Raw genomic sequence first — 20,988 nt, forward strand, 5'->3', positions numbered from 1 at the left:
CGTTTCCGATATCGGAATTTGTCCATGGAGAAGGTACCGGAGCACAATCCACCACGACATCCTCATCTACCGTGATGGTAACCGAAGCGGTGTCCTGAAGGCCTTCCGGATCCGTCACCGTAAGGGTAGCGGTAAAGCTGCCTACGGTAGTATAGGTGTAAACCGGGTTGGTAGCAGACGAGGTATCGCCGTTTCCGAAATCCCAAGCATAGACAAGTCCATTTGGATTTTCTGGGTCGCTAGATCCACTGCCGTTAAAGTTCACTTCCAATGGCGCCGTACCGGTCAACGGAGTAGCTGTTGCCACTGCGGTAGGGGCTTCGTTTTCTTCTACGTTGCCAATGACCTGAACATTCTCGTATACTGCATTGGTAAGTACGCCATCGTTATGTGATGTTGTCGCCAGACCTACAAAGATACTTTGTCCCATAGGTATGGAAGCACTTCCGATCTGTAACCAACTTCCATTGGTCTCGGATACGTAAGCTGTGAAGGCATTGCCCGAGCGTACCAACCTGAGGTAATGTGGGAATCCTCCCGGGGCAAGGGCTGGGGCGGTAAAGTTGCCGCTGCCCATATTTGCGCCTTTGGTAGGTCTATGTTGGAAACTGTATCCAGGACCTCCAACACTGTTGGGGTTCGGTGACATGATCATCATCGCCATTGCGGAGTTTGCATCAAGGTCGCTCCTCATCATCACCCCTGCCTTGGCCCAACCGTTGGTCTGTTCCAGGCTCATTAACTGGGCTATGATCTCCCCGTCGCCCTGTAGTTCCTGATAGACATAGTGGAACTCGTCGGCACCGCCAAAGATGTCCGCGCCCGAGGCTTTGACCTCGAAACGACCGTTGTCGAAACAGGCCTCGCCATTGGCGGCAACGTTTCCGATATCGGAATTTGTCCATGGAGAAGGTACCGGAGCACAATCCACCACGACATCCTCATCTACCGTGATGGTAACCGAAGCGGTGTCCTGAAGGCCTTCCGGATCCGTCACCGTAAGGGTAGCGGTAAAGCTGCCTACGGTAGTATAGGTGTAAACCGGGTTGGTAGCAGACGAGGTATCGCCGTTTCCGAAATCCCAAGCATAGACAAGTCCATTTGGGTTTTCTGGGTCGCTAGATCCACTGCCGTTAAAGTTCACTTCCAATGGTGTCGTACCGATCAAAGGAGTAGCTGTTGCCACTGCCGTAGGGGCAATGTTAGGTTCGGCTAGACCAAATATTTCAATAGCTGATAGTTTCGGTTGGTTTACACCATCGGGTGCTGTTGCATCGAAACCTAGATTCAAAATACCGTCTTCAACTACAACATCAAAGGTTCGGGTTGTAATGGTCTGTGGACCTACGGCCGCATTGATATCAAAATCGTCCAATATGGTGCTGCCTTCCATGACCACATCGAAAATTCGTTGGGCCGTTCCTAAGGTACCGCCTCCATTTGCTCCGAAATATATCTCTGCAAAATGAAGCGTTACCCTGTACTCTCCATTGGCAAGCGGTATTTCATAACCAAAGGTCGGTGGTGAGGCACTGCGTTCCGTTTGGTACAAGGCCGGCACCGTAGCACTGGTATTAGTATATGTTTTTCCACCAACAAAGTTCTGGTCAGCAGAGAAGACATTGCCATCATGACTAAGCTCTGGCCCACCGGCGTTGATCCTTAGGACAAAATCTCCGGTTATTGGGTTATCTACCGTAATGGTAAGGGTGGCCGAATCGGTCAATTGTCCTTCATCGGTTACAGTGAGTGTAACGGTATAGACACCATTTGTTGCAAAGGTGTGAGTTGGTGAAACAACGTTGGATATAGGTGTTCCGTCTCCAAAATCCCACAGGTAGGACAAATTGCCCTCGGTATCGGACGAACCGCTACCATCAAAATTCACTTCCATCGGAGCAATCCCGTTTAATACATCTGCCGAAGCAACCGCTATTGGATCTGTATTAATTGGTTCCGTAACATTAATCTCAATTGTCTCGGTATCACTTTCGCCTTCTGCATCGGTAACAGTAAGAGTAACACTGTAAACCCCAGCAGTATCAAAGGTATAAGTTGCTGTTTCAGTGGATGAGGTGGCTTGGTCAATATCAAAGTTCCATAGGTAACTTTCAATACCCTTGTCATCACTTGAGCCGCTTCCGTCGAAACTTACCTCCAATGGTGCCGTACCGGTCAAAGGAGATGCAGTTGCCACTGCCGTAGGGGCAATGTTAGGTTCGGCTAGGCCAAATATTTCAATGGCTGATAGTTTCGGTTGGTTTACACCATCTGGTGCCGTTGCATCGAAACCTAGATTCAAAATACCGTCTTCAACTACAACATCGAAGGTTCGGGTTGTAACGGTCTGTGGACCTACTGCCGCATTGATGTCAAAATCATCCAATATGGTGTTTCCTTCCATGACCACATCGAAAATTCGTTGGGCCGTGCCTAAGGTACCACCTCCATTTGCTCCAAAAAATATCTCTGCAAAATGAAGTGTCACCCTGTACTCGCCGTTGGCAAGCGGTATTTCATAACCGAAAGTGGGCGGTGAGGCACTACGTTCAGTCTGGTACAATGCGGGTACCGTAGCACTGGTATTAGTATATGTTTTTCCACCTGTAAAGTACTGGTCCGCAGTGTAGACGTCCCCATCATAACTAACCTCTGGGCCACCTGCGTTGATCCGCAGTGCAAAGTCCCCAATAACCGGTTCTTGTGTGTCCACTGTTATGGTAGTACTATCTGTCAAAGCTCCTTCATCGGTTACTGTTAGTCTTACAGTATAGATTCCGGATACCGCATAGGTATGTGTTGGAGATACTCCTGTTGCTAGCGGAGTACCATCCCCAAAGTCCCATGCATAGGTAAGATCACCTTCGGCATCATTGGAACCGGCACCATTGAAGTTAAACTGTAATGCAGATGAACCACGGGTAGCGGTAGCCACTGCTACAGGATTGGTGTTAGGTGGTGTTGATACCGTAATGGTTACCGTAGCCGTATTGAACAGACCTTCTGAATCCGTAACACTTAGACTTGCCGTGTAGACCCCTGCAGAGGTATAGGTATGTTCGGCAATCATATCATTTGAATTGGCCGATCCATCTCCAAAGTCCCATAGGTATCCTACAATGTCATTTTTGTCATCCGTAGATCCACTTCCATCGAAGGCTACAACTAAGGCAGCTGGCCCTTCATTAATGTTTGTGGATATTATAGCCAAAGGTGCTTGGTTCTCTTCATTCACGGTAATCAGAACATTTGCTGTTGCGGTAAGCCCTGATTCGTCCTCAATAGTATATGTAAAACTATCCGGACCAAAATAATCGTTATTTGGCGTATACAGTACCTCGGTACCTTCGGAGTTTAATTCCGCTGTTCCGTTTTGAGGAGTATCCACAGAGACTATTAGTATATCCTCTCCATTTGGTTCGGAATCATTGCTGAGTAACTGATCTAGGTTTATCGCCAAATTCTTTTCAGTAACCGCTTCGTCATCTACTGCAACTGGAGGTTCGTTTATGTTCACTACCAGGGTAGTGGATGCTGTAAGTCCGTTGGCATCTTCTGCTTCCAACAAAATTGAGAAGCTTCCAGTGGTACCTAATGGTGCTGTACCTTGCAATACACCAGTAATTGAATTATAGCTCATCCAGGATGGCAAAGCACTTCCATTTGAAGTGGCAGTAAAATCCAATGTGTTTCCAGGATATCCATTGTCAAAATACTGGTTGACATCCACATTGAACAATTCGTCCACATTCACCAAAAGGTCTTCTATAGGTTGTGCGCTGGGTACTCCTTCCGGTCTAATATTGATAAAGTAGAAGGTGTTGTCGTTCCAGTCACAATTGGCTGAACCTGCTCCACATCCTCCCTGAACGAAATCTTGCAATACAATATATTCGTTCGGAATTACATTGCCATTATGGTCGATAACCTTGTAAACCCTTGCTCCTAAAAGATCAGGTCTATTGCCATTTATATTATTGCCGCCGGAAGTCAAGTATCCGGAAACAGCTATCCTAAAGGCGCCAGATATGTTATTGGCAGTGTCATAATTGATGACTCCTCCATTGTTTTTAGGCAATAAAGTCTGATAATAACTGGCATTATGGGAGAAGTTAATTCCACCCACGGTATTGGTTCCGCCAACAGCAACAAACTGGGCGCCGTTGGAACTTGGTCCACCATGTAATGCGGACAATTGTATTCCTATTACCGGTTTGGAAGGATCTGCCTGAACAAAATTGCTGGACAGAATCATATCTCCCTCATAACCTGCATCAATATTAGCTGCAACGGGATAATTGGAGCTTGGATTAGTGGTCTTCGTATTTGGAGGAACAATAGTGCCCTCATCATTTACGATACTCAACATACTGGTTTGGAAACCGAAGGCATCAAACACTTCTTGGGCATTAATTTCATCACCACCTTCTGGTTGTGGGGAATATGCCCCATGTAGGGTTGCCTTATTTTCCAATGCATTATCGGCGTTTGAAACTATTTCAATACTTTCAACGAAAATACCATTTGAGCCGGTGCCCGTTGTACCTATAAAAGTTATATCCAAATCTGCATAACTTCCAGCTGCTATATTTATGGGTAAACTAGCTGAAGTACCTGTAGCATCCAATAATTCGAAGGTATAATCATTGCTATCCGAAAGATTGATTGCGGTAACAACCAAGTCCCCAGTACCGGTATTGTTCAATCGCATCACATTTGCATCATGAACCAAAGCCTGTCCTAGTGAACCTAATCTATGGAAGGTGTAATAATCATCTGCAGGGAACCCTCTGTCCGTACCTGGAACCTTGGTCATGTTTTCAATGGCCAAGAGGGCACCTGTTGGGGTCTCAATGGTGAAGTTGAAGGTTTTTTCGGAAGTATTTCCGTTGTTGTCTTCAGCGCTCACTATCAAAGTGTGGGTACCTTCTGTGGTTATATCCAACGGATCTGTGTAAATCGCCGTAGCATTGCCATCCAACACATATTCCAATCTGGCAATTCCACCGCTATTACTTTCGTCTATAGCCTCTAAACTCACCTGAACACTACCTCTATAGGTATTTGTTGCACTATTGTTTCCATCAAAATTGGCCACAATAGTTGGAGGAATCAAGGAACTATCAAATGGTGCCAGTCGGATATAATTTGGTTTAGCATTCACACCTCCGGTACCTAAGGATAATCTTAGGGTACCGTCTATGACATCTACCAATTTGGTTTCTTCAAAATTGCTATAATCGTCAGGGGCATCATTCTCTTGGTTATAATCAACAATGGTCACTCCGTTCACATCCAACACGTGATTACTGTCGGTAAAATCGGGATCACCAACACTGATATTTACGGAATAGGTGCCATTGGGAACATTTACTACCCAATCAAGCTGCGGGTAAGTGACCGATGAACTATGTCCTATTATGGTAAATGTTTTTAATAAAGCATTGTCATTGCTGCCATTATTTCTATTTCTGGCATTAACACTAGCATCGGCAGGAATAAAAGTGCCTGGATCCACCCATCCAAAGGTCATATCGCCCAAAGATGTGCTTTGGGTACCATATGGCATTCCAATGTCGTCTACATAACCTACTGGTGAAGTCTCAATATCATCAGGATCTTGGAAATTAAATTGATAGGTATAGACCAACTCATTTGTAATTCTTAAACTAACATTTATAACGGCATCCAGATAGTTTGGTGCTGTAGCGGTTATTGTTGCTTCATATGTTCCTAATGCCAGTCCTGTTGCATCAATTCCTAAATCGAACGGAGAATTAAGTTCGAAATCAGTTGGAAGCACAACCCAATCTTCGGAAGCTGTCAAATTGATTTGTCCGGCTGTAACCCCACCATTTCCAAAAAGTGTTAACTGTTGTGCCGGCACATCTTCTTGATTTCTGGAAGCGACAAAATCTATGTTCTGCTCATCAAAATTCAATACCAAGGTGCCATCCTCGAAAGGAAATACATTGTCTATAATAAACATGTAATCTTGATAATCACCATTAGTAGCGTCTTCAAAAGTAATTAGATAGCTGTTTTCAATAGGGTTGCCTTCCCGATCTGTCATCGGGTATATTCTTGTTCTGTGGGCTATCCCAGTGTTAATGGCATCTTCTGTATAGTTAAACCTTCCGAAAGTTTCAGATTCTACGTAGAAACCAAAAACGGCACCTTCTGGGTCAAAAGACGAATCTCCGGATCCAACTGGCGGGAACAAGGTCTGAGCATTGGCAAGTCCGCTAGCCAAAATTCCGATTTCATGGTGGGTAACGCCGCCATTATTGGTATACCAACCGAACGGTAATTCCTCTTGGGGAGAGTAACGACCTACCGGTGTTACGTTTACAGGGCCATCGCCTGCCTTTACCCATAATTCTACCTCTACTTCGTCACCTACCGGATCTGGATTGGTAGAGCTTGATAGAGATGGCCAACCTACATTGATACCAATACCCAAAGCATCCACTACATCTTGTAGTGCAGGCTCCTGTCCGCCTTCAAATCCTGCTTTTTTCAAGCCATGAAGACCTACCTCAAAAGTTGGGTTTACAGCATCATTGCTTACAATGGTCAAACTTGCTTGTTGATATCCTAAATTGGAACCATTCAAATCTGGGGCAAAGGTTACCGTGTAATCCTGATTTTCGCCTGGATTCAATGATATAGCCCCTGAAGGAACAACATTCTCGAACTGATCAGCATATGCACCAGTGATACTCGCACTGGAAATATTTAATACTGCATTACCGTCATTAGTAATAGTAACCACCTTGGTATCTGTGTTACTGCCTTCGTTATTAACGGTCATCTCGAAAATCAATTCGTCCGGTGTAGCCGCAATTTCAGGTCCTAAGACGGCAGGAACTGTTGCCCTCAATAGGGTTAGTTTTGGTGTTCCATTGTTATCCCTATCGTATTCCGAGATATACATGTTACCTGTTCGAGGATCTTCCACTACGTCCAAAGGATCATCAAAACCACCAAGCCCGGTTACATCTCCATTTGTATTGGCTATATCCCCATTTGGTTTAGGCTGCATTACCAACAAATCATCTTGACCGCTAAAACGAACTACCATTAACAGGCCTTTTAGTTTTCCGCCAAAGGCATTACTTTGATATTCAATGGCCCCATTTGGAGACTTATTTTTTCCAAAGTCGTATGCAGGCTCCCTGTAGTTAGGATCGGGCCCTAGATTATCTGGATATTTGGCAACATCGGTATATGATGTCTCTTCTTGTCCTGGCAATCCACTATAAGGAGCGCCACCGTGATTTAATACGAATTCTCCCCTATATGGATTTGGATGACCGTGGTATGAACCTCCTTGCGTTTTAAACAGCCAGTCTTTCTGTGTTTCTCCACCGTTCAATGCCGGAGCAAACGGAATAGTAGTCAGCCCATCAATACGCCTTGCCAAGTCATAGTTGGCCGTAGACGGCGAGTTTGGCGAGTTGTTATTGTTACCTGCCGTTCCGTTTGTAGGAATGTATAACCAACCATTTGAATGCCAAACCAAGTCATAGGCGTTACGTATACCCGTGGCATAGATGGTCAAAGGAGAGTTGGTGGCATAAGGATTGTAAGATCCGTCGCTCATGGTTAGGCTCGCAGATGACGCACTATTGATTATTCCAATATTGTCAGTAGTAAAAGCGCTTAAAGGAAGTGTTGACGGCATTTTATTGAAATCAACTTTTAAGACCGCTGCCGATAGCAATCTTTCTGGTCGGTTCACCCAGTTGGGATCCGGTTCACCACCTGCGGAATTACTTCCTTGGTTTATATATAAATTTCCTTGTGGGTCGAAGACAATACTGTTTGTTAAATGATCTTTACCAGATCTTGGTAAGTGAATGATCAAATCCTCCACGTTGGAAAGTGTTGGTCCGGTAAGTTTGGACAAGATGCCATCCCATTCCGGACCATCTGTAATAGACGCTGCACTATGCGTAACGTAAGCAATTAAATTGTCGGCAGTAGAGGCTGGGTCAAAGACCAGGCCAATAATCAATCTGTCGTTATTATTTCTAGGACCGGATACTGGATGTGCTGCGCCTTGTAGTTGCGGAGATAGTATTTCCAAATTCTCCAAGGTACCATCCGTTGCCATATCCCATCTATAGATCTTACCATCCGAATTAAAGTTGCCAATGGTACTTGCATATAGTTTACCATCGGGTCCTATTACAAGACTGGAGAAACGTTGATTAGTGGTGCCTTCGCCCAATAGGGGGCCTCCTTCTACTTTAAAGAATTCTACACCTGTTAAATCCAAGTTTACAACCACATCTTCATCACCTGTTGTGAATTGGGATTCAAACGGCATAAATGGCAAACGATCATTGATATCGCCGACTACATTTGCCTCAATGTTACTAGTAAGTCGGAAAGTATATGTGGTGAAGGTTTTAAGGCTGCTTAAAGGTGTTAGCGTTATTGCATCCCCACCTCCTGTGTCATTTGAATTTGAAGGAACCAATACCTCTCCGGCGTTTGTTACTTCGTAAAGATTTATGTTTCCGGCCAAAGTGGCTTTATCAAGCTCGTAGCCCACAGGGGTTACCACCTCAACATTGATCTGAAAGTCCGTTATGGCCACATTGTTACTGTTGTTCGCTGGCGTAACATTGGCGAAGAACGGTTGTGTTATTGTACCATCTTGGGTTATGGTCAAAGAGTTGATCTTGGTATTGAAACCACCAGATGCATCTATGGTCAATCGGCCGTCTGTTACGGTTACCGTAGCGGAACCAGAAGTAAATCTGGTAGATGCGCCTACCGCGCCTGTTGGAGAATAGCGATCAATAGCATTTATTCCTTCAATATTAATGGAATGGAAAGGTTCAGTACCTTCCTGACCATCTATATTAGGATCTCCAACCCCTACGGTTACATTGTAATTTCCGTTTGGTACCTCAATTTCCCATATACCTTCGGTTAAAACTCCGGTTGATCCTCCTACATTGCCATATTGCATGTGCAATAGCGTATTTCTTAAAATATCAACATTGGTAACATTTCTGTTTCTTACATTTTGTGATAAATCCAAAGGAGTAAGTCCATTCGTTGTCAACCATCCGTAACTGTAGGTGTTGCCTCGATCTCCAAAGCCCAGTCCAGAATCCACCAAATAACCTGTTGGAGGAACATCTTCCGGTAGGGAGAAGTTAATATTGATCGGTTCAAAGGCGACTGGAATATTATCAGGAGTAATGGCAAAATCGGATATCGTATATACAACTTCCGTTGCTGCAGCTTCACGTCTTTTGGTAGCAAAAACACCAGCAAAACTTAAGTTGTCATAAGCAGTGTTGCCATTGACATATACATTGGGCAAGGGCAATGACCCTAACTCTAGCTCAGCACCTCCGTTCAAGGAATAGAAGGCCGCAAGTTCATTATTGTCAATGTCTACATATAATCGAAGTTGCACGGTGCTCGCATTTAAATTGGGCACTACGTCTATCACTTGATCTACATTATTGGAAACTGCATTTACCTCTGATCGCAATTCTATTTGTGAAGCGCCATTGGCAATCAGTTTAACAAAATTATCTTCATTCAGACCGAACCAAATACCTGCCTGCTCCGAGTTATTGGTGCTATCGGTATAAGGATTTATTATTGTAGTTGTGATACTGAAATTGCCATAATCGTCAGCATCTATTCCCACTCCAAGAGTATTGATTTGTGAATTTACCTCCGTACTTGATGAATTGGAGGAGAAGGCAATTCCCTTATTGGCCGTTAGCAATAAATTACCATTTGAGAAATTTATTTGCCCAGGCTCAAATCCAGGTACGTTGGCATTAAACACTGCCCCATCTTCTGCCAGTCTTGCAGAAGGATTATCTACCATAGTAAAGCCGGTATTGGCCAAGCCACCTTCGGCGCCATCAAAATCCAAGGAGAATGGAAGTGCTGCTTCCAGCTCGATACAGTCCAAGGTACTTATAGGGGAACATGCCACAACAGGTGTACCGCCAACTGGACGAATATTTCTTGCTATAACCACGATATCCTGATAGTCGAATCCTGAGATATGTTCTTCTGTGGCTATAATGTATGCGTTGCTCTCGCCGGGAAGTTCGTACACCCGTACATGATGTGGAATAGCTCCGGTGAAGGTATTTAAGGCATCTTCACTGAACAATTGTCGATTGTTGAAGGCAGGCCATCTGCTGTAGAAGCCAAAACTTTCTACGCCCGGATCGAATTCGGCAACGCCTGTAATAGGAGCATTTAAGGTCTGTCCATTACTTGTAGGCGAATTTGTAACCGTAAACAGTTCGTTCGTAGAAGCGGCATTTCCGCTATTGTACCATCCAAAGGCAACAACCGGATTGCTGGTAGTAGGGCCATAAACGCTCAATAATTCCAAGGTTACCGGAGCATCAATGGCACGCTCGAATTGCTGTAGGGCCACTTCATCCCCCAATAAATCATTATAAGTTGATCCATTTGGCAGGTCTATAAGGTTTGTTGCCGTATTGGTGTCACCAACGTTTACCGTTCCTGCTCCCAAATGCGTATCCAATATCCATTGTAACGAAGGTTCGTTATTGCCACCGGTTCCAGTTTTTCCCAAACCATTTAGGGATATAACTACAGGTTCAGCATTAGTACCTGTAATGGTTAACTGTGCAACCTTAGGCCCATTGGAGGTGGGTGTAAACAATACATCAAAAGAAGCTGAGTTCTGTGAATTTATACTGGAAGGCATGCCAACAACAGTAAATTCACCAGCATTGGCACCTGTCAATTCAGCTTGTATATTGGTCAAGGAAGCATTCCCTAAATTGGAGAATAGCACCTCTTGCGTAAACGTACCCGAGTTGGCTATGGCATCACCGATAACTTCATCGGTATTTAAAACGATAAGTGGTGTTGGTGCGGCCTGGTTGCTCGGTTTCAATAATACGATTTCATTTCGGGCATAGTCAGATACATAGATGTTTCCATTTGAAACATCCTCTACTAGATCTAAAGGATCTGTAAATCCGGTAAATCCTGGTATACCTGCCTTATAGGTTAAAATATCACCGTTTGGACCATCTGGCACCAATGCTATGATGTCGCTGCTGCCACTATATCTCACAACCAATAGGGCACCCTGCAGGTTGCCATTTTCGGCATTACTCCTATATTCAATGACACCGTTGGGTGATTTGTTAAATTCGAAGTCAAATGCAGCTCCACGATAGTTGATGTCTGCTTCCACACCGTTATATGCACTATTATTTACATCGGCATCACCTCTGTTTAGCACAAATTGTCCCAATAAAGGGTTGGGGTGTCCGTAAAAGCCTAAGCTAGAATTAGGGTCCACTCTGAACAACCAATCCCTTTGAACATTGTTGCCATTGGAAGAAGGAATTACAGGATAAAGAGGATTGCTATGGTCATAAAAAGTACCATCCGGTCTTCTTGTTCCATTGATCGATGCAGGGGCATTACTTCCCCCTGCTGTACCATTGGTAGGGATGTATAATTGGCCATTGCTATGCCATACCAAATCGTAGGCATTTCGAATACCAGTTGCAAATAACGTTAATGGCGCATTAACATAAAATGGATTATAAGTTCCATCATCTGCAAAAGTTTGACCATCTTCAGTATAGGTTGCAACTGTAGAAGTCAGGGTAGGGGAATTAACATTAACATTGTTAATCGCCACAGGGTCCATAGTAGTTTTTACATTTAAAGGCCATTGACTTTCGGGAAGTTTGTCTAGGTCCAGACGTAATGCGGCACCGGAAAGAAGACGTTCCTTTCTATTTCCCCAGGCATTGTCCGGTGCTCCTGCGGCACTATTGCTTCCTTGATTAAAATAGATAACCCTAGGTTCTCCATCTTTGAAGTCCATGCTGTTTGTTAAGTGGTCCTTTTTAGATCTTGGTAAATTGGTCAGGATAAGATCGTGAACTTCAAGATTGGCTCCTGTTAAACGGGAAAGATTTCCATCCCAGGCAGGGGCATTGTTCAAACCACCGGAATCGTGGGTTATATAGGCAATTAAATTATTGGCTGTTGCAGCGGGGTCAAACGTAAGACCAACGGTTGTACGACTACTATAATTACCTTGTGCGGCACTCTTCCAGGTATTTAAAATTTCTTTGTTGGCCAAGGTGCCATCTGTATTGATACTCCATCGGTGAATGTCACCGTTTATTACCAGACCATATAGTTTTCCGTCAGGGCCTATGGTCAATGTGGAATATCCAGCACCATTAGCACCACCATTATTGGCTACTGCGCCAGCATTTGTAAAGGCCACGTTGTCAAGGTCCGTTACAGGACCGGTATTTCCACTGCCTGTTGTAAAGGAGGATGTGAAGAATTCAAAAGGTTCCCCTACTAGATCCAAAACGCCATCGATTACAAGGACATAGGTGGTATTGGCTTCCAAAGGTTGGTTTGGCGCTAAGTTGATGGCATCTCCGCCCCCTGTACCATTAACACTGGCTCCAATAGGAGTTGTGTTTCCTTGTTTGAACAATTTAACGGTAGTGGTGGTAATCGTTGTATTGTCCACACCAGCATTTCCTTCATTGTCAAAATTTGGAAGGAAGAGCTCGTTAGCTGAAATTGTTGGTGTTACGGAAACATTTATGGCTCCGTCGGATGGGGTTACACCGGCCACTCGTGGTGTTTGTATAGCCGTTGTTGTCGAGACAATCTGAATACTATTTATTTTGGTATTGTGCCCTCCGTTTAGGGGGTCAATGGTCAATCTGCCGTCGGTAACATTGACTGTTGCACTTCCGGAAGTAAAACGAGTACTGCTGCCTATGGCTCCTGTTGGGATATAATTATCTACCAAATTTACACCTTCGGCATTTATCCGGTGTGCGGGAATATTTGCAGCAGGATTATCTACAGTAGGGTCACCTACGAATACGGTTACCAAATAACTACCATTTGGTACTTCAATTTCCCATTTGGCATCTGGTAAATATCCATTGGCAGCATTTGTTGATACATTGCCATATTGCAGATGTATCAAGGTGTTGTTAAGATCACTTACTCCAGTAATTTCTCTGTTTCTACCATTTTTGGTAAGATCTGCCGGGGCAGAGGTATTGGCATCCAACCATCCGTAACTATAACCGTTGCCCCTATCGGCGTAGGCATCACCGGCATCTTTCTCGTAACCCGAAGGGGCTGCGGAGGCCGCATCCGAAAAATTAACATTAACGGCAAAGTTATTTATGGGCTCCGTTATTTCCAGATTAATCGTCATTTCGGCGTTGGAATAGCCCATATCCGGTTGGTCAACAGCAAATAGTGTGGTGCTGTAGTTCCCTACTGGAAGATTGGGAAGGATACCCAATTCTAAAGTTCCCAACTGCGGGTCGGTGGGTAAAACCAACCATCCACCAGCATCGGGGTCATCTGAGAGCGTAATAGTTGGGTTGCCTGAATTTGCCGTAACTGTAACTGTCTGTGGGGCAATGTTTTCACCAACTGCACCGGAGAAATTAAGTACTGGTGTATCAAAAGTCAATGCAAGTGCAGGTTGCTCGGCATCAATTTCAAATGCTTTAAATAGAACTGTTATTGACTGATCAACTGCAGCATTGCGATGTGTTGTAAATATTCCGGCGAAATTTAAAGTTTCCGAAGGATTAGCTGTATCGTATGAAGTACCTGCAAAGTAGTTGGCCGGAACAGGAAAGAAATCTACTCCCTCTTCGGAAACCAAGATTTCGTTACCGCCCTCAAGCGTATAGTATCCTTTCACCGTATTGTTCACAGGATCCAATTCCATTCTCAAGGTAATCTCTCCAGTGTTGGAGGCTATATTAGGGGTATCTAGTTCCAAAAATGCCGTTTGTGTGGTATTTTGGTCCATATTCTCTACCTGTAACTGTACTTTTTTGGTAGTAGAAGTGCCTGTTTTTATAAGGGCCAATTTAATATAATGGTCCTCGTCTAGGCCGAACCAAATACCAGCCTGTTGGGCGCCATTCCCCGTACTGCCTGAAAAATCCGGATTTTCCAAAGTTGATGAAATACTAAAAGTAGTAGTGGGGGTGGTTATACCTACTCCTAAGGCGTTCATTTGAGAATTGGTATTTGCACTACTTGGCGTTCCTTGGGAAGCCAACTGGCTATAAAAGATACCTTTGGTACTCGTTAGGGCCAAGCCTGAATTACTCTGAGAAATGAGGCTTGGTGCATAACCCAATACATTGGGATCTGCAATTGCCACATCTTCCGATAATCTCTCACTAGGTTCCAAGACCATGGTCATACCAGATTGTGATAGATTGCCATTGTCCGTTGTAAAGTCAAGTGACAACGGTAGCGTGGTTTCAATTTGGTCACATGGCAAAGTACTAAGTGGACTACAGGGAAGCACTTCTACTGTATCGGTGACATCAATGGTAATAATTGCAGAATTAGTATTGGTGCCATCGCTTACTTCAACGGTCAAGACATATTGTGGTGTTGTGTCATAGTCAAGTGCCGTTAATAGTGTAATCTCTCCGCTGATACCATCAATGGCGAACTCTCCACCATCATTACCTGCTGTAATGGAATATGTAAAGGAGCCATCGTCCGTTGCTACAACGGTACCGACTACGCTATTTAGCGCTGCATCCTCAGCTACTGCAAAATTCTGGTCAACGATTACCGGCGGATTGTTCTCTTCTGAAACTGAGAAATAATCAAATGCGGTGTCAAAGCTTGCACCATTCCTATAGGTAGTATAAACTCCGGCAAAGCTTGCAGAACCATTTTCTATACTTAACTGTTTGCCGTCCAAGTATGCTTGGGGAAGGACAAGATTATTATAGTTGGTCTTGGTGAGCTGAACAAATGCGCCATTGTCAATGGCATAATAGGCGGTCAGGGTTGATGCTATAGGGTCAATTAACAATCTTAATGTAACATCATTACCGGATACTCCTGCATTGGACAATGCAATTTGATCTGGTGAAGTACCTCCGTTTAGGGAAACTCCTCCAATTTCACGACGCATTTCAATATTGTCACCGTTCACATTCAGTTTTACGAAATTTTCATCGTCGATACCAAACCAGATTCCTGCCTGTGCCGAACCACCCCCTGTAGCGATACCTAATAATTTGGTCTCTATAGTCAATGGTGTATTAATATTCTGCAATCCAACTCCCAAGGTATTCACTTGGGCATTGTTATCTACATAGGCAATCCCTTTAGAGGAGGTTAGCACTAGATTGGAATTGACAATATTTAGCTTTGAAGGCTCATAACCATTTATATCCGAGGTGCTGATAGGTAAATCTTCAGTAAGTCTATTTCCTGAATGAGGATCTGCCATAGTAAAGCCGGTACCATTTCCATTGTTGTCTATCAATCCTCCTTCAGAACCGTCAAATGCCAGGTTCAAGGGCAATGTTGTTACAATTTGATCACAAGGTAGGGTACTCAGTGGATTACAAGGTTCTATTTCAATTACATCCGAAATGTCTATTGTTACAATAGCGTCATCAGTTAGCTCCCCGTCAGAGACTTCTACTGTCAACAAATACTGATTGGTAGTCTCAAAATCAAGTGAGGTCAAAACCGTGATTTCCCCGGTTGTCTCGTTAATTCCAAATACTGCACTTTCATTACCAGCGCTTATGCTGTAAACTAGGGTGCCATCGTCTGTTGCAATAACCGTTCCCACAACAGTATTTAAAGTGGCATCCTCTGCTACCGAAAAAGTCTGATTATCTACAACGGGCGTTCCGTTGGCAGGGGAAGCTTCGGTGATAGTTACTTCCCAAACTTGGGTAGTGGTTTCATCCTCTGCGGTAACCGTATAATTTATTGGAGTGCTGAAATCCTGTGAGATATCAGATAGTGGTGATATGGTAGCACCGTCGGACAAGGTTATCGTAGGCGTTAAGGTTAGACCTGTACCGTTAGGAACTTCAAGAGTCACTGTATGGTTATCAGTGTCAATGTTTGCTGTTGCAGTATCTTCAGTTAATACAAAGGTTAGAATATCTGTCTCGATTGATCTTGGATCTGTTGTTTGCGAGATAACTGCAGAATTGATTTTAGTATTATTGGCCAGAGGATTATCTGCATCAATAGTCAACTTGCCATCCAATACTTGCACCACAACGGTTCCAGTAGTAAAACGTCCAAGGTCACCATTTGGCAAATCGGAATCTACATCATATATATCAATGGCAGTTGTTCCCTCCACGCTTATAAAATGGTCTGGGGTCTCATTTAGGTTGCCATCTTGATTTGGATCTCCAACACTAATGGCAACTTCGTACCAACCGTTGGGTACTTCAATTTCCCAAACACCTTCATTGGCTCTGTTACCTGTCCAACTTCCAATGTCGTTACCTTGAAAATGGACCAGGGTCTGCTGTGATAAATCCAATCCAGGATATGAACCACGATTACGGCCAACGCCATTGCTCGGTGTTGTCAGGTCTATTGGCTGGCCATCGGATAGTTTGATCCAACCATAGGTAAGACCGCCTTCATTGGCGCCATAGGGTAATCCATAATCTTTAACATACCCCGTGGGTGGAGTTGTAGCGGCATCCTGAAAATTCACTCTATAGGGAAAGGAAGTAACAACCAATGGCGCTTCCACCGTCACCTCTTGAATTGCAGCGGAACTCGTAAGACCCTGGTCATCCGTTACCGTTAAAGATATTGTGTATGTGCCCGCAGTGGGATATTCATAGGACAGGGTTGCACCATTTGCGGTGTCACCATTTCCAAAATCCCAATCATAGGCAGCAATAGAACCATCGTCCTGAGAGGCAGTAGCATCCAAATCAACGGTTAAATCCGAAATAGAAGTAGTGAAACTTGCATTTGGCACATTGTTCATTAATTCGGTGACTACCTCTGAATAATCAGTGCTCAAGCGAATAGGACCAATTTTCCCTGTATTGTTGGGTGAAGTGGAACCGATAAAGATACGTCCCAATTTCGGCGTTCCGGAAGTGGAGTGATCTGTTGTTGCCGTAAGCCATGAATTGTCACCTTCCGTTAGGGTAGGAGACAAAGTATATTGGTATGTTATGGTCCCTATGCCATCCCATACACCTCTTACAACAAATTGTAATAATTGGTCTTCATTAAGCACTTGCTCGCCGGCGTTGGAATTTGCACCACCTAAACCTAATCTAGCTTTTATATTTCCGTCGTATCTACCTATAATCTGTCGGATCCATTGGTCGCCCGGTGCATCGTCGTCTACTCGTATAGCGACACGGACCCTATTTAAATTTCCAGTTCCTATTTCGGAGAACTTAAAATAGGTTCCAAAATAGAAAGGAACATTGGCAATAAGGTCGGCAGGATTATTTACAAGGGTTAAATAATCTATCGTAGTGTTCAGATTTTCTATATTCAAGGAGTGGGTGGTGCCACTTGTAAGACCTTCTGCTACAACAGGGGCATCGGGCAGCTCAACACCGCTGGTATTATTGACCTCAGGAGTCCAGGCTCCACCAGAAACGACTTTAAGATTGCCTGGAGTGTATGTGAAATTCTCGATATAGGAAAAAGAGGTGGTCGGGGCTTCAAATTCATCCACCACAGTAATGGAAATATCTTGGGTAATTGAAAGACTTCCTGAGTCCGTAACAGTTACCTGTATATCGTATACATTATCGGCATTGGAGTCTGCTGGCACCTCAAAATCGGGTGCTATTACGAATGTAACTACTCCAGTACTCGCATCAATATCAAATTGTCCATCATCATTACCTCCACTAAAGGAAAAAGTCAGGCCTGAGCCTTCTGAATCGTTATCGTCAGTGGCATCCACATCAATAGCCGCTGTCTGATTTTCTGCAACCTCTATGGTATTCGCTGTTGTTATTTGAGGTGCTGCGTTGAGAGGCGCAGCCTCGGTCACTGTCACTGCCCATAGCTGGGATGTGCCATCCTGGGCCGTTACAGTGTAATCAGCTGGGTTCGTGAAATCATTGGACACACCCGTATCAGGATTTATCGTTGCATTATCTGAAATAGTTATGGTTGGGACAAGGTCGGTAATATCAGTGCCGTTGTTTACTTCGATGGTCACAGTATAGTTGCCTGCGTCAATAGTGGCGTCACCGGTTTGTTCCGCCAAGGCGAAAGTCAATATGTCGTTCTCGTTACTTTGTACCGCTGGCAATATTTCAATAGCCTGTACTATAGCTTTATTGGTAGATGCTAAAAAATCTATATTCAGTTCGCCATCCAGCACTTCTACTTCAAAACTCAATAGAGCCAAAGTCCCTTGGCCGTAGGTAGCAAAAAGATCTAAGTCGTCTACAACGGTGTTCCCTTCTATAGAAACATCAAAAACCCTTGCGCCAGCGGTATCAAAGTAATTCTCTAAACTATGAATAGCTATAGTGTAGTTGCCATTGGCAATGGGAAAATTATAACTAAATTCCGTGCCGAACCTCCTAGGATGGTAGAGCTCGGTATGACCGCCTGCGACGGTATAGGGCGTATTGGATGTTTCAGTAGGCTGTGTCTCCACTAAATAACCCGGAGTCTCCGCGATATATAGATCCGAATCTTTCGTATAGTCTTGTCCAAAAACGTTCATGCGGAAAGGTGCCGTAATTTCTGAAACGGTAACAGCCGTTGCCGTTAAATCAGCATCTAATTCTGCGGGGATAAAACCCTTGGCTGTGGCAATTATTTTGTTATTTCTGGTATCGCCTACTGCCAAGTTGGTAGCGTCTATTGCGAAATCAAAAAGGCCTATAGTATTGGTCGTGGGAATAGTCAGCCAATCATTGGATCCTGTGATATTCTTATCAACGGCATTTATATTGTCATTGATTGTTAAGCTAATATTGGTTGCTCCAGCACCGGAAAGCGTACTGGAAAAAGTGCTTGAAGTACCAGCTTCTAAAGCTTCGCTAATGGAGTTTGGTGAGAAAGTAAGAACACCATTTACAGGAGTCCCCGTACTTTCAACTACATCAATATGTGTAATCTTGGAGTTAAAGCCCCCAACACCGTTCATTGTCATAAATCCATCGGTCACTTCAACAATCATGGTTTCAACCACTGTTTGACCTGGATTGGGGACAAAAGCGGGAATAATAGTATAACCCTCAATGGTGGCACTATGTCTACTGTCAATATTATTTACATCTTTATCACCTAGACCGATGGTAACTGCATAGGTGCCATTGGGAATTTCAAGTTCCCAAATTACTTCATTGCCTCTAGGTTGTCCTGCCCAGGATTGGTTGCCACCTGTATTGGACATGATATTATCACCTTGAAAGTGCATTAAGGTTCCTTCTAATTTTTCTTGGTCCGAAGCTCCAGAATAAGTTGTGGTTATTCTATTTCTGCCTGCACCTCCAGTTGCCCCGGAACCACCATTGTTGGCAGCTTCGTTGGATATGTCTGCCGGCGTAGTCCCATCGGAAGCCAGTTTCCAGCCATATTCATAGTTTTCCGTGCCTATGGTAACACTAGAATTCCCAAATGCTTTACCATAATCTGCGAGGTAACCGGCAGGTGGTGTTGTAAAACTTGGATTGTTTTGAAAGTTAATATGCGCTATGAAAGGAGTGATGTCTTCCGTCACAGAAAATGAATTGTATGAAATATCCATAGAGCCTCCCGTAGCCCTTCTGGTAGAGGTCATTATTCCGGCAAATGTTAGATTATTTGTGCCTATATTGTTATCGTGATCAATTCCATTGAGAAATGAATCTGGAGCTGTTAAAACATCGGTTCCCGACTGCGCCACTTGAATTTCGCTACCACCGTCCAAACTGTAAAATCCCCTTACCGAATTATCGGAGGGGTCAATGGAAATACGAAAACTTATTTGTGATACTCCGCTTGTATTAAAGTTGCCCGTATTTAATTCCGTTATAATCAAATTCGCAGCATTATTGGGGTCGGTCTGTTCCAGTGCAAACTGAATCTTTTGCTGGGTAGCATTTGCTTTTACCACGACCAACTTGGCAAAATTATTTTCATTTAATCCAAACCATATTCCTGCCTGTTGTGAACCGTTAGTAGCTGTACCATTAAGACTACCTGTAAAATTTGGCTGATCAATGACTGCTGAAATATCGATGACGTTGGAAGCGGCTTGAAACCCTACCCCAAGGGCATTGATCTGGGAATTTGTAAAGGTGCTGTTTGGAGATCCGGAAAGTTGACTGTAATTTATTCCGTTGGTGGCAGTAACGTTTAGAACCCCACTGGAAAGGGAAAGATTCTGGGCTACCAGACCGGGAACATCGTCATCATTAATGGCCTCGTCTCCAGTTAATACAGTGGAAGGTGGATCGACCATTGTGAAACCGGTAGACAGAATACCTCCTTGGTTTCCATTAAAATTTAAATTTACTGGCAGAGTAACTCCCACCTCGTTACAATCCAATGTGCTTAGATCGGAGCAAGGAGTTTGACTAAATGCGAGTAAGGAAAAAAGAAAAAGAATAGGGAGTAGGGTAATTTTTCTCATAATACGGCGTAAAAGAAATTGATTGAATATGGTGTTGGAATATATATAGGCGAAATGAAGACTATCCTGGGATCGGAGTCTTAATTCGGAACTAAAAAAGCGTACGGAAAAACATGGAGCAAAGTCCATGGAAAGCAGTTTGTATAATTTTCTGCTAAAGTAATTTCTAATCATTCAAAATGGTTTGGTTATTAAAACCAAAGCATTCTCGAGGCTAATTCATATTCGCATGTGGGGTATGCGATATAAATATTTTTTTGCGGGGGGAACTTTTAATCCTGAGGACCAAAAGCGCTATTAATATTTTTGACAAGTATATAAAAATCATTTTAACATCTTGCCTAAAGAGTCTTGCTAATCACCCAATTCTTGGTAAAATTCGTTGAGTTGTACACTAATTGGGATAAACTTATCGCAGTCTATTTATATTTTTTTTGTTTAATAAAGGAAAGGTCTTTTGAAATTATATTTATGTCAGCTTAATCGATAAATAAGAGTAGGAAAATAATACATATTTTATAATA

1 protein-coding gene is annotated in these 20,988 nt (G+C 43.6%); it reads right to left on the reverse strand.

Features of this window, described 5'->3' with window-relative positions; genetic code table 11:
* The coding region (locus KO529_RS06945) for a PKD domain-containing protein (RefSeq protein ID WP_215947202.1) at nucleotides 1-20,638 on the reverse strand (20,638 nt) is incomplete at its 3' end.
* Nucleotides 20,639-20,988 lie beyond the last annotated feature (350 nt).

The organism is Arenibacter algicola, from assembly GCF_018860365.1.
Lineage (GTDB): Bacteria > Bacteroidota > Bacteroidia > Flavobacteriales > Flavobacteriaceae > Arenibacter > Arenibacter algicola_B.